Here is a 12,631-nt window from a genome sequence, read left to right on the forward strand (position 1 = left end):
AAGCCGAACCGATCACGCCGAACCCCTCACACACAAACTTCCCGACAGACCCGACTTGCTGCCAAGCATCGCGAACCTCTTGCTCACGCACGGAGAAGTTTGCATCATGCGCAGCATTATTGAACCAACGGAGCGATCCTGGGCGTAGCGGATTGCTGGAATTGTTGTTCAGGAGATCGATCACGTTTCTTAGAGAAGGTTCCTTGCCGTAGGTCTCTTTGACAACCCGCATCACTGGGCCAAGTTCCCCGCTGACATTCTTCGACTGAGGCAGTCGTGAGAAGTGGAACTTGATACTCGCTTCAATGATGCTACGAATAAGTACCGCTGCTGCGATTGGCGTTTCAGCAACGGCCAGTTTTCGGAGTTCCGAGAATCGCTTCTGAATTCCGGTCGACGCTGATACGTAGTTGACGGTTATTGTCAATCGTTTGCGGGTATCTGGGTCGTTTGGCTGCGGAGGAGCAAGTATGCCTTCTTGCGTCTGAATCGCAGGCAACTCAGGCCCCGGTCGATTGGCAGAAGTGCCGAGATAGGTGTCCCGTTCTCCCACCTCACTTTTCCTGTGTCCCGCGCTGAAACCCTCACCTGATCCTTCGCTCGGCTCTGGCTCAGAGGTGTCGTCTTCACGCGGCGTCGGACGAAGATCGCCTTCCGGGTCATCCCACAGCGTTGCTCCCGGGAGGTCGTTCGTCTCTCCCGCAGGTAACGGCCCTTCTCCTTGCTTTGGGATCGAAACCTCAACAACAGTTGCCTGAGTCTGCCCACGCAGCTGCGACACTAGCGACGCCATATCCTCCTGGAAAGTGTCGGAGCTCCGCTTGGGGAACTTTCGTGAGCTTAGCTTTCCTTGGTGATACATCGTCACCAGACGGTCGAACGCGGCAACCTCTTCTGGGGATGAAGGCGTCCGTTTGAGAACTCCGTCTTCGTCGAACTCCAAGCCGATAATCCGCTGGATCTCGGCGTTGCCATACGCGTATTCAAACGAGGTGAGGGTGAGTTTGCTGGTGGCGTACTCGGCCACTTTCGGGTCACTGAAGGGCGTCTCCCGCAGCAATCTGTTCACATAGTGCTGCTTTACGTAGGTGACAGGGTTCTTGATCCCCGGCAGCTCTCTCTTGAGCTCGGTGATTGTCTTACCTGCCTCGAGCTGAGCCATCACAAATCGAGACTGTTCAGCCCTCCCCCATCCCTTCTTGGAGCGCCCGATGTGAAGGCGTGCGAGCAGCACCGCAGTATCCTCGCGAGTGGGCGCAACCATCACCCGGATTGCGTCGGGAAGGTCCTCAGCTTCTACAGCGAACTGTATGAGCAGCCGTTCAAGACGTGGGCGGACGTCGGGCGGCGCGAGCGATGGATCCAAGAGCGCCTTTAGGGCAGTGACTCGTCGATTTCCTTCAAGGACGATGATTCTCTGGTTCTCACGAACGACGAGTGGGAACTCAAGGTCGACATAACCCTCAAGCAGGATCTGCCTTGCCAGTGACTCTACGTCGTCTTCGGCGAAGAGATAGGTGATGGCAGCGTCCTCACTGGGAACTGATCCACTGATCCTGTAGTTGGAGAGATCAAGGCGTAGATCGGTAATTGCAATGGGTTCAACGGGGAATGGTTCGTATGCCATGTGGCTCCTGACACTCAGACGGCGGAAGGTTGGCTCAAGGTGGGAGAGCCAGGATCGGTTGACGGAATCCAGCTTCCGAGTCCGGGTTCCCACTTCGATTTGCGAACTCCTCCGCTCAGCAACGGTTCAGTGAAGGCGAGGCAAGTGGCAAGCAGTTCTGAGAAGCCCTGGGGAGTAGTAGCTTCCAACCGTTGTTTCCGCCGCCAGACTTCCCATTTCCGTTGCGCGAGTGCGGGCATGCCCGCAAGCAAATAGCCGAGGGGCTCGATCTCGATTTCCCGGTATCGGGCAACAACTTCGACCGCCTCCTGGAGGTCTGCTCCTTCAATCCTTCTGGAGCGGGCGATAGAAGCGATGTCGGTAAAGTCACGCCAGCGCGTGTTCTGCTCGCCACGCTCGAGCGCGGTAACAATCTTCTCTGCGAGCACCATGTGGTCGGGGTACCCCAGGAGTTGGAGGGTTCCGCCGAGGAGAAGCGGAAGGGCTGCCTCTGTTGGTGCGGGCCAGATCGGATCGCCGAAGTTTACATCGACATGTAGTGCGACCCGCGCTGTCGCCAATCGTGCGACGACCTTGACCCGGACACCGTTGTAGTCTGCTTCGTCACGGATCTGCTCGCCGCCGACAGAGTCCACGTCGAACTCGAGACCATCGTCAACGGGAACGGAAAGGATGCTGCGGACGCGCTGTTCGACCTCGGGTATGTCGTTGGCGAGTCCTCGTGCGGCGAAGTCAATGTCTCGTGTGGGGCGGCGTTCGGCAAATGCTGCCATGAGCACGCCGCCCTTGAGCACGAAGTCTTCTGCGGCCTCTGATGCTGCGAGCCGCGCGAGGAAACCTTCGAGCGCGTACAGAGTGATGTACTCGGCAGGGTCACGCTTCTGTTTTCGAGCGAGGTTGCGTAGATCGTTGTAGGCACGCCCCGCGGAAGTATCTCTGGACGGTGCTGGTGGCGTCACAGGAGCACCTCCAATGCCTGCCGGATCCTGGGCAGTGCTTTGGGGAACGATCCTGCGACTTTGAGCAGTCCCGCAGGTGTGTTCCCTTTCCTGCGGAGCCAGCGCCTCAGAGCCTCGTACGCAATGTCGCTGCCTTCTTGGTGCATGAGTCGGAAGCAGTCGACGAGGGTACGCTCCGCCGAATAGACAGCGACCGTGGCTCCCTCTCCCGCGTCGACGAACTCGCGTCCGATATGAAAGGTTTGCGGATCGAAGCTACGCCAAGTCACGTTGGCAAGCCCCGTCGGATGGTGTGCGCCTCGCGGTAGTGCAATATCGGACGCGAAAGGGATCGCATCGCTCAGGTCATGGTGAACCAGAGCGCTCGTCAGGCACAGCGTTGCATCTTCACGAAGTGCAGTCGCTGCGGCGAGCGCAGTGAGGGCAGGCTGGAGCGCGTCAGGGCGCACGTAGACTCCTCGCCCTACACGCTCGATCTCTTCGCGGCCAAGTAATGAGTAGACCTGGTCTTTGGTGAGACCGGCTTCGCGCGCGTCCTGGAGCGTGAAGGCAGGAGAAAGATCACGTTCTGACACGCCAGCCTCCTAACTCGCTACACGTCAAGACTATCTGTGAGCAGTTAGGCGGGCAAGTGGCTTGCGAGTCGTGAACGCCGCTGGTTCGGCGGAGTGTCCATCAGCTGGCCCGCCCGAAGGCTTGCTCGAGGAAGTCTGCCGTGATCGGGTTCACGGTTTCGTTGCGGCGGATGTAGTGCTCGCGCGTGATCGAGGGGTCGCTGTGTCCGAGGAGTTCAGAGGCGAGCTGCAGTCCCCCGATCTCGTTGATCGCGGTTGCTGCGGTGCGACGGAACCGGTGCGGGGTGACGTCGGGCACTCCGGCCCGGTCCATCACATCGCGGAGCTGCCTGCGGATATTGTTCGTCGTATGCGGCGTCTCGACACGGGTGGAGAACAACAACGTGTCCGGATGGGTGAATCGGATCTTCTCCAAGCGCGCCCCGATGGCGCGAAGCGCGAACCCAGGAAGCGCTACTCTGCGCACGGAGCGTGCGGTCTTGGGATGATCCTGCCGGTGCGTAGGCTCACCCTTGCGGCTCACGATCGTTCCCGAGATCCGCACCGACGGTATCGGTGCGTCCAGATCGAGATCGCCAAGGCAGATCGCGAGAACTTCACCGATGCGGGCTGAGGTGCCGAGCATGACTTCAACGATCTGGCCGAGCTGCCCGTCGGGTTTCGGACCTGCCTTGATCGGGCGATGCTCCCACGCGCTGATGCCTGCACGGATGGCTTTGAGTTCTTCCCAGGAAAAGATGTCCGGCGTGCGCGCCGGACGGCGAAGCCTGGAAACGTGATCCATCGGGTTGCGCGGGAGGATCTCGTGCCGCACCGCGAGTCCGAGTGCGAGGCGGAGGACGACGCGGGCTTGGCGCGCCCGGTTGTAGCTCTTCTTCGCGAGCTGCTTGAGGAAGTAGTCGCAGCGCGCCACCCCGATCTCCCGGAGCGTGAACTCTTTGAAGAACGGAAGGACGAGAGTGCGCATGTTCCGCTCGTACAGCAGCCGCGTCGTCGGTGAGAGCCGGTCCTCGAGGTCCATGTCTTTGAGCCAGTACGACACCAGGGCAGGGAACGAACTATCGGCACTTATCCCGGAGAACCCTGGATGGAAGAGGTCGCGTTCGGAGAGCTTCTTCTTTAGGAGTCGTTCGGCTGTGGGGCGGGTGGTACCGGTGATTTGGACGTGTCGGCCCTTGCCATCCCAGTCGCGGTACCTGGTGCGAGCGACGTACCGTCCGCTGTTCCTGCGGCGGGTGGTGATGATGCCGAAGGTGCCGATCGGAGTGCGGGGTCTAGCCACGAGTACTCACCTCTGCGGGATCGTGGAAAGTGAACTGTTCTATGGGGCCGTCGTTGTGGAGTTGTGTTTGCACCCTTCGAGTCTGTTCGATCCCGCCCATTGGTCCTGACACATGAGCAACCGTTGCCGGGCTCGATGGGGTGCGAGCGTCTGTGGGCACATCGGAAACTAACCGCGGGCATCTTTCCATCAACGCTGGTGCCCCGACGCCATCGCTGTCTTCCTGCTTGCTACGAACTGTGGTGATCAGCTCGAGCTCTTGAACCATTCCAGGTTGAGGCTTCCACGCTGCCCAACGATCCACTTTCGACTGTTCTCAGCGAGCCGCGCGTTTAGGGAATCCAGGAAGCGAAGATCGGCCGGAGAACCGATCAGAAGGACTTGGTCGGGTGCCAAAGGAAAGGTCACTGCCGTGAGCGCTCCCTCTTTCCGCTCTTTCCAGAGAAGCACGGCCCCGTCGCCTGTCGCGAGGTTTTCACTCCGGTGAGTCGTCCATTTCCACGCTTCAACCTCCAGGGAGGCCAGGCGAACAGGGCCCTCCATGTATTGGGAGAGCATCAGACGGTCGGCGAGGTTGAGCTCGGCTTCTTCTGTTTTCCCGTCTGTCTTCAGAACGATGGCAGAGGTTCGAACCTTGGTTTGATCTGCGAAGCGTCCGCGTTGGAGGTGCATGTCAAGGAAGTTGACGACGTCCGATTTTTCCTCGGTCGAGAGGAGATGTCCGTAGCGCAGCTTCGCGATAGCAGGAGTACCGCGCGCCTCGACCTCTGCAAACTCACGTTCGAGGTCGCGGTTGAGAAGGTCCGGTTCGTAGGCGTAGCTCACGACTGTCGCGTTGACGACGTCCGTGGTGAATCCGCGTCGATCCTGGATGTCAATAACTTCGACGTTGCCGCCCTTGTCTGCCCACTGCTTCAGGTAGGCGCGGGAGACCATGTGCGCGCGCTTCACTCTCATGGGGCCACTGCTGCTTCGTCTGGTTGTGGCTGCCATTTGTCGTTGAGGGTCATGGTCTTGCTGTTTGGCTCGTACGGGGGCTCGAGCGCCGAGACTGAAACCACGACCGGTACTTGCGCGGAGACTCCTGAGAGTATGCAGGTGCCGGTCGGGAGAATGGGAAGGGATTCGAAGGAGATCTTGTCGAGGTACGAGACTGCCTTTTCGATCGCGTGGATGTCGAGGTTGTTTACAAGGCGGTGGAGGAAGTAGTTGTGGAGTTGCGAAACGATGGTGTCTGAGATGTCGTGAGGTCTTTGGCTCGCGATTGTGAGGAAGACGCCGAATTTCCGACCCTCTTTGACGATCTCTTCGAAGGTCTCAAGTCTGTAGTCCTTCCAACTTTCGCTCTCTCGTGCTGAGACTGTCGACAGGATGTTGTGCGCCTCGTCGATGATGATGTTGAGGAAGGTACCGTTCTCGGCCTTCTTCTTTCGGTCGTAGAGCTGGCGGCACAACAGCAACGGGATGACCTTCTTCATGTCAAGGTTCACGTCCCGGAGCGAGATCACCGTCAGCGGCTGCGTGAGAAGCTCCCCTTCGGAGACCTCGAGGAGTTTCTGAATCGCGGGCATGCGTGTTTCGAGGCGTTTGATAACCGGGCCGAGGTGCTCGCGGTTTGCGAAGCCTCGGAACACGTCGCTGTAGTACTGGATGATGAGTTTGAATCTGATCCGGTTCAGGTGCTCGACGAGACCGAAGCGAAGATCCAGGCTCTCTATCTCTTCGAGTGTGATCTTTCGAAAGTAGTGATCATTGGCGACGTCATTTGCGTAGATAAGAGTGCCGTATTCATTGCTGCAGTAGAAGGTGCTGTTCTTGTTGTGAAAGCTCAGCTTCGCATGAAGGTTATCGATGTACGTGGTCAGTTCTTGCGGTGCATTTTCGCCGAGGGCGAGGGCCACTTCCTTGAGGAAATGGTTGATTGAGGCGCGGTCTTGGGCGGAGTCACCGTTCTTCACAGCGTTGAAGACGATGTAGCCAATTTCATGTTTGAGGGCTTCATCATCTTCGAGCTTCTCGTCCCAGTAGGTGCTCTCGAGAGTTCGTTGGATGAACGGGGCTTGTGTCTTCTCGGAGGCGTCAAGGAGGACCGTCCAAAAAACTGGGTCCTCGGCGGTCTCCTTCGATATGGGGAGTCGATGCCCGCCCGCGCCTCTGGTTGAGAGCACGTACTCGCGCTTTAGTTCGTTGTCAGTGATGACGGAAGTTGAGCGGTGGTCTTCGGTTTCTTCCGAGGTGTTGACGTACTCTCCGTTGAAGTCGATCAGTACAAATTCCGCGTTCTCCTTGAACTGATCAGAGTGCTTGTACTGTTCGAAGAGCTGGTGGTAGACGGCTGCGAGCGTGTATGACTTGCCGCTTCCAGTGTTGCCGAAGATCCCGATGTGGCTGGCAAAGACAGCGTCGACGCCGATGTTGACGTGCTGTCCTTTCTCCATCGCGAGACTCCCGATCGTGAGTGCGACGTCATCGGGGCCGACGAAGCTGTGGATCTCATCGAACTCAGCTTGTGTCAGGAGGAAACAGTCGTTGTTGATCAGCGGGAGTTCTTTGACTCCTCGGCGGAACTTGCCCTCTCTGTCGAAGTATCCCAGCAGGCTGACAGTCAGGGTTCGGTCGATGTGTGATCGCTTGCTGCTGTAGATGGAACGGGGGTCATTGTCCTCGGTAACAGCCTCGCCGTCGACCTTGGCGATGATGTCGTAAAACCCTTTGGCGATCTTTATGTAGCCGCCCACGGACACGTTCCGCAGCGTCTTACCTTGGTAGAGAAGGTGGGAGCCGTTCTTAGACTTGTCGACACGGATTCGTACGGTGCGACCACTGATCTCGACGACGCTACCGATCTTGAAAACGGAGAGCTCTTGGAGCTCGGCGTCACTGCTGCTCATCATCGAGCTCCAGTGGTTCCGTAAGCTTGAGTCGGACGTCAACGACGCTGTCGGGCTTTCGCGGGGCCTTGGGCAGGAGCGGTTCGAAGAACGTCTTTGTGATGCTTCTCAGAGTGTAGGTCTCTTGATCCGCCTTCTTGGCTTTCTTGGGCGTGCTGAGAACGAGGATGTTGCCGTTGGCCGCGAGGTCTGCGTTGAGGCGATCTTTGAGGGCTTGTGCTTCGTCAGGATGGTAGGCGAAGACGATGATCTGGAGTGTCGGGTTGGTGCGTGCTGCGCGGATGATGAGTTCACGGATGTGCTCGTCGCGGCAGGAGAACCCGATGATGAACAGGACGCTGTTTTCCTTCTCGAGGGTGTTCGAGAAAATGCGGAGCAGATCGTAGTAGTTCTGGTTCAGGACCGTCAGGCCGAATTTGTCCTTGGTGGGGTTCACGATTGCGAGCCGTTCGTACTCCGCCATGAACGCACCCAACAGGATCTCTTCCGACGGTGTCGGCTCGTCCGCGACCTGTGCTAGCTCGTCGATCTTGGTCTCTTTGTCGACGTCGTAGAGCGCATCATTCGCCGATTGGAGGGTTCCCCGAATGGAGTCGAAGACTTCCGCACTCGGGTTGAAGGTGATGACTTCCTTCGTCTCTTCTCCGAGATCGATTTTGCGTGTGGCCCAGCTGGTAGATCCATGCAGCTTGAAGAGGTTGAATGTCGGCACTTCCGCAAGGTTGTCGTACTGGAGACTGCGGCGGGACTTTACGGTTCCAAAGTTGCTAGCGCTGAACATTGGCAGGTAGCGCCCTGAGAATCCGTCGTTCAGTTCGAGCTGAAGTTCCTCGGACGCGACCTCGGTCGCGAGGTCAACGTTGGTGGTGAAGAGGTTGACCTGTTTGTCGAGAATTGAGCTTCGTCGTCGGACGAGAAGCGTGTTCAGAGTGCGGAGGAACCCGCGGTATGTATCGAGGATCGGGTCAGCCTCGGCTGTCTCATCGATCACGCTCGTGTTGGGATCGATGACGCCTTCGAAGAAGTAGGCGTACACGGAGGCGCGCACTCGATTCAGCGTTGTGGCTGGGATGACGCTGTTCTGCGCGAGATATGTGAGCCAGTCCTCGACATCGCCGAGGGGCTTGAACAGGTCTGCTGATGCACCAGCGCCGAGAAGGAAGTTGAGGTGCGCATCTTGGACGATGTCACGCAACTCCTCGACGCTGAGGTGGTTGGTCTGCTCCACTTGTTCGTTCTCGCTCTCCGCCGTCGTGTGCCCGAGTGGGGCCGTGGCGCGTGGTTCACGATCCGAACTGGGTTACATCTCCTCCAAGGACACGGGCCAGCTGCCTGTTCCGTCTACCTACTGAGACTACCGGTGACAAGCAAAGCGGTGGGGTGTTGAGGCCCACCTACCTCTCTTCTGAACACCAACTGCTACGCCTGCGAGAGGACGGGGTCATGGCTGAGATCAACTTGGATGATCTGGATGAGCGCACTGCGAGGGTGATGCTCGCGATGGTGGCTGAGCCGCGCGATACAACGTCGCACCTCGCACACGACCTCGGCGGGATCAGGACTGTGCGTCTGGCACTTGGCGGGGAGATCCCGTGGTTCAACCCGAGCGCGAGTCTCGAGCGATGGAGGCAGGACATCGTGCCGCGGTTGAGTTTCGATGGCGCGAGGCGCATCTTGGACGAGTCGGAGAGGATCGGCACTCAAGTCCTGATTCCGAGAACCAAGGAGTGGCCCCTCGATCTTGGGGTGCTGGGTCCTGATCAGCCGATCGCTTTGTGGGTGTGCGGGTCGCTATCGGGCGCTCACTCTGGTCGTTCTGCGGGTGTCGGGTTGGTCGGTGCGCGGGCGTGCACAGCGTATGGCGCTGCGGTTGCTGCGGAGCTTGCATCCAGTGTCGTCGCTGACGGGCACACAGTTGTGTCCGGTGGCGCGTATGGGATTGATGCTGCCGCGCACCGTGCGGCGCTGTTGGAAGGCGGGCGAACGATCGCGGTGCTTCCTGGAGGTCTGGACCGGCCGTACCCGGCGGGTAACCGTGATGTGCTTGAGCAAGTCGCCGCCTCGGGTGCGCTGGTCAGCGAGACCGTGCCCGGTGCGCCCCCGACACGACACCGGTTGGAGCAGCGCGGGCGACTGATTGCAGCGCTCGCACAGACTGTGGTGGTGGTTGAGGCGGGAGTGCGATCTGGTGCGTTGACGACCGCGAACCTCGCAATGGAGTTCGGGCGAAGCGTCGGCGCAGTCCCTGGCCCAGTCACGAGCCCGAGTAGTGCGGGATGTCACGAACTGATCCGAGAACACGGTTCATCCGTGGTCACTGGCATCACCGATATCCGTCGCGATCTCGAACAGGAAGGATTCGGCCCGACACACCAAATGGAAGTCTCAGACCGGCCGTTCTCTCCGTCGTGGCTAGATGCCGCACGAGATCGCACACTCTAAAAGCACCACACCCTCTGCGGAATGGATGAACATGGAGATGAGCGAGATGAGCACCCTATGGATCGATCACTGAACGACGGGCGGGAGTTTGGTCCCTCCGCGCATGAGCTACTCGAAGACCACGCCTCACGCATCGTCGAGGTCGGGAATGCTGCCCGCCGCCTGAGCAGTCAGCACCGAGTAGGTGTGGGCTGGAGTGAGTTGTCGGCGAGGATCGGCCGGAACGATAAACCCGGCGTGTTGTTCTCAGCGGTGGTGACCGGTGCATTGTCGGACCGGGAGCTACGCCGAGGGCTTGAGGACACCTGGACGACGTGCGAGTGGCCGGGCCGAGCCGCAGATCACGAGGTGTGGGTGCAGCTTTTTGAGCTCTCTGGCGTCGACGAAGAGTACTACTTGCACGAGACCGAACTGCGAGACCGGGCACTGCTGCCGGACACGGTGCACCTGTACCGAGCGGCCGCAGAAGGGCATCAGACCGGGCTGTCGTGGACGGCGAGTTTCGAGCGTGCGCACTGGTTCGCGACCCGCCTGGGTGCGCTCGGCGGTCACGACCATCAGATCTACGAGATTACGGCTCCGCGGGAGGCCGTGCTCGCGACATTTCACGCCACCCGCCGCGAACACGAGTACGTCATCGACACCGGACGCATCGACCCCACCATGCCCGGCATCGTTGACCCGACCGACTGGGAGCGCCTGCTCACCACGAGCGGCGACCTGGGCCGAGAGCCCTGACCCTCCAGCCAGGCTCGGAGCTTATTCCGCTGACGCGGTAGCGACGTGGGTGGGTGTGGTGCGGTTTCGTTTACGGGCGCGTGCCTCTTGCCTGCGCACGCGCAGCAGCAGGATGATGCTCCATGGCCCCATGAAGAGGAACTTCAGCCCGTTCCACAGCAGCAGCGTGAACAGCAGGTACAGCCAGCCGCTCCAGCCATGCTCAATGAGTGTGATGCACATTGCTGCGGCGAAGACGTAGATGCCGCCGATGAGCATGGCTGGGCAGCCTGGCAGAGTTATGCGAGGGTGCGACCGTCGCGTCGCTGCTGCGGCTCCGACGGAGGTTGCTCGGTGTTGTGGGTGCTGGTCGTGAGGACGGCGTGGGCGCGTTCGTAGTCGATCCTCTGGGCGTCATCGAGCGGGATCGCACCGATCGGGCTCGCGGCGGTGATGCCCCACCGGTCACGGTATGCCGCCACCGCCCGCACCGTGCTGGCCCGCTTTTCAGGGTCGATGCCGTCGAGGGCACTCATCCACGGTGCGGGGTGTGCGAGGAGTTGCTGGGTGAGGGCATCGAGGCGTTGCTGCATGAGGTGTTCGCGTTCGTCGAGGGTCTGCCGCATGGCGGGGTCGGTGATGCCGGTGGCGCGTGGCACGAGGCCGACGATCAGGCCAGCCGGTCGTGACGCAGACGGCGGGTACACGGCCGTGACCCTCTGCAGCCGGTACCGGAGCAGGGAGCCAAGGTCTGCCGTGTTGTCGAGGCCTCCGGCTTGGATGATGCGTGGCAGGAGGTCATCGATGTGGTGGCCGTCGGCTTCGAGCCTGCGTAGCTCGGTGGTGAGGATCCCGAACGCGTCGGTCTCGATGAGTTCGTCGATCGTCTCCGGGGTGAGGCCACCGGCTTCGAGCAGATTGACCCACCGTTGGAGCCCGGCTTCTTGGGCGATGGTGTCGTACTCGGCGGCGAGCTGCTCGATCGACCCCCAGAAGTCTTGCTCCATCACGATCGTGTCGTGCGCGGAGAGTTCCGCGCCGGGGTGCTGGAGGATGCCGTACAGGATGCTCCGGGCAGTGTTCTGCAGGTCGTCCCGGTGCTGATGCTCTTCGAGGTGATGCTCGTCGGTTGCGACATAGACCCGGTTGGATTCCTTACCGCGCGTCATCGCAACGTACAGGGATTCCGTCGTGACTTCTGGTGAGTGGACGATTGCGTGCGCGGTGTCGACGGTGGAGCCTTGAGCGCGGTGTGCGGTGACGGCGTACCCGAGTTCCACGTTCTCGGCGACATAGGAGGCGGGCAGGGTGATCGTGGTGCGCCATTTCGAGTGGGCTCGACGGACAGTGAGGGCTCCGTCATCGTGCGCTCGGGTCACCATCCAGCGGTCGCCGTTCTTCACCCAACCCGGCCCGAGCGACAACCGCCGGTCATTCTTACGAGTGATGACCAGGTCACCACGCGAGGCCTCGTTTCCGTCGTGGAGCCGGACGCCAATGAGTGCGACTTCGCCTGCCAGGATCCGGTCGGTGCGAGCACGAGTATTGAGCTGAGAGACAGTATCGAGGGTCTCCGCGATCAACACCGATGTCTTCCCCGCGGCTTGGTCATGTTGCCAGGCTTGGTAGGCCTGCTCGAGGATCTCCTCATACCCGCCAGGGGTGACGCGGTCGTGCTCGAGATAGGTATCGATGGCGTCGGTGTCGCCGATCCGGAGGCCGAGGGAGGCGTGTTTTTCCCAGTCGTTTCGGAACCTGCGCACGTCCAACAGCTCCGGAGCATCGTCCCGTTCACGCACCAGCATCCCGAACGCCCCACCCGCATCGACGGCCGCGAGTTGCGCCCAGTCACCAACCAGCAGCACCTTCGCGCCCACAGCTTTCGCGTGGGCGGTGATGGTGTCGAGGGCGAGGGTTCCTGCGAGGGATGCTTCGTCGATGATGACGAGCTGACCGGCGGTGAGGTTCCAGTTGCCGTGGCGGTGTTCGTGGAGCCACTTCGCCGTGTTCTCCGTCGCCACCCCCAAGTCACCTGCCAGGACTTCGGCTGCCGCAGCCGAGGGCGCGAGTCCGATGACTGAGCCATTCCCGTGGCGTCTTTCCCATGCGGTGTGGAGGGCTTGCATGGTGGTGGTTTT

General features: G+C 60.3%; 11 protein-coding genes. 2 read left to right on the forward strand and 9 right to left on the reverse strand.

The features are described from left to right. The 7 genes from ACTICP_RS14195 to ACTICP_RS14225 all read right to left on the reverse strand — a co-directional run. Positions 1-1,627: hypothetical protein (locus ACTICP_RS14195; RefSeq protein WP_441893456.1), on the reverse strand; the 1,627-nt coding region annotated here is incomplete at its 3' end. A gap of 14 nt (positions 1,628-1,641) precedes the next feature. Beyond that, on the reverse strand, positions 1,642-2,586 hold the full coding sequence (locus tag ACTICP_RS14200; RefSeq protein WP_441893458.1) for a nucleotidyl transferase AbiEii/AbiGii toxin family protein: 945 nt from the start codon (positions 2,584-2,586) through the stop codon (positions 1,642-1,644). Continuing rightward, entirely contained in the window at positions 2,583-3,161 is a 579-nt protein-coding gene (locus tag ACTICP_RS14205) for a type IV toxin-antitoxin system AbiEi family antitoxin domain-containing protein (protein ID WP_441893460.1), read from the reverse strand. Before ACTICP_RS14205 ends, ACTICP_RS14200 begins: the two co-directional genes overlap by 4 nt. Positions 3,162-3,261: 100 nt before the next feature. Continuing rightward, on the reverse strand, positions 3,262-4,443 hold the full coding sequence (locus ACTICP_RS14210; RefSeq protein WP_441893462.1) for a tyrosine-type recombinase/integrase: 1,182 nt from the start codon (positions 4,441-4,443) through the stop codon (positions 3,262-3,264). A 246-nt stretch (positions 4,444-4,689) separates the two neighbouring features. After that, complete coding sequence (locus ACTICP_RS14215) at positions 4,690-5,400, reverse strand: DUF4238 domain-containing protein (protein ID WP_441893464.1); 711 nt, start codon at positions 5,398-5,400, stop codon at positions 4,690-4,692. Continuing rightward, the gene (locus ACTICP_RS14220; protein WP_441893466.1) at positions 5,397-7,334 is read right to left on the reverse strand and encodes an ATP-binding protein; all 1,938 of its coding nucleotides are present in this window, start codon (positions 7,332-7,334) and stop codon (positions 5,397-5,399) included. The genes ACTICP_RS14215 and ACTICP_RS14220 overlap by 4 nt, the downstream gene beginning before the upstream one ends. Then, complete coding sequence (locus tag ACTICP_RS14225; RefSeq protein WP_441893468.1) at positions 7,321-8,562, reverse strand: hypothetical protein; 1,242 nt, start codon at positions 8,560-8,562, stop codon at positions 7,321-7,323. Before ACTICP_RS14225 ends, ACTICP_RS14220 begins: the two co-directional genes overlap by 14 nt. 272 nt (positions 8,563-8,834) lie before the next feature. On the opposite strand from ACTICP_RS14225, the gene dprA reads away from it, so the two are divergent. Both dprA and ACTICP_RS14235 read left to right on the forward strand, forming a co-directional pair. Next, positions 8,835-9,776, forward strand: a complete 942-nt coding sequence (dprA, locus tag ACTICP_RS14230) for a DNA-processing protein DprA (RefSeq protein ID WP_441893474.1) — start codon at positions 8,835-8,837, stop codon at positions 9,774-9,776. Between the two features lie 354 nt (positions 9,777-10,130). Next, on the forward strand, positions 10,131-10,514 hold the full coding sequence (locus ACTICP_RS14235; protein ID WP_441893470.1) for a hypothetical protein: 384 nt from the start codon (positions 10,131-10,133) through the stop codon (positions 10,512-10,514). Positions 10,515-10,535: 21 nt separating this feature from the next. Here the strand turns inward: ACTICP_RS14235 and ACTICP_RS14240 are convergent, their stop codons facing one another. Both ACTICP_RS14240 and ACTICP_RS14245 read right to left on the reverse strand, forming a co-directional pair. Next, on the reverse strand, positions 10,536-10,772 hold the full coding sequence (locus ACTICP_RS14240) for a hypothetical protein (RefSeq protein ID WP_441893472.1): 237 nt from the start codon (positions 10,770-10,772) through the stop codon (positions 10,536-10,538). A 20-nt stretch (positions 10,773-10,792) separates the two neighbouring features. Next, a complete protein-coding gene (locus tag ACTICP_RS14245) occupies positions 10,793-12,619 on the reverse strand; it encodes an ATP-dependent DNA helicase (protein ID WP_441893476.1) in 1,827 nt (608 codons plus the stop codon). Positions 12,620-12,631: the final 12 nt, after the last annotated feature.

The sequence above is a fragment of the Microbacterium sp. genome (assembly GCF_052102115.1).
Lineage (GTDB): Bacteria > Actinomycetota > Actinomycetes > Actinomycetales > Microbacteriaceae > Microbacterium.

Excerpts from the sequence above, each read along its gene's own strand:
- ACTICP_RS14215 (WP_441893464.1), bottom strand. The coding sequence starts at position 5,400 with ATGAGAGTGAAGCGCGCGCACATGGTCTCCCGCGCCTACCTGAAGCAG.
- ACTICP_RS14220 (WP_441893466.1), bottom strand. The coding sequence starts at position 7,334 with ATGAGCAGCAGTGACGCCGAGCTCCAAGAGCTCTCCGTTTTCAAGATC.
- ACTICP_RS14245 (WP_441893476.1), bottom strand. The coding sequence starts at position 12,619 with ATGCAAGCCCTCCACACCGCATGGGAAAGACGCCACGGGAATGGCTCA.
- ACTICP_RS14240 (WP_441893472.1), bottom strand. The coding sequence starts at position 10,772 with ATGCTCATCGGCGGCATCTACGTCTTCGCCGCAGCAATGTGCATCACA.
- dprA (WP_441893474.1), top strand. The coding sequence starts at position 8,835 with ATGGTGGCTGAGCCGCGCGATACAACGTCGCACCTCGCACACGACCTC.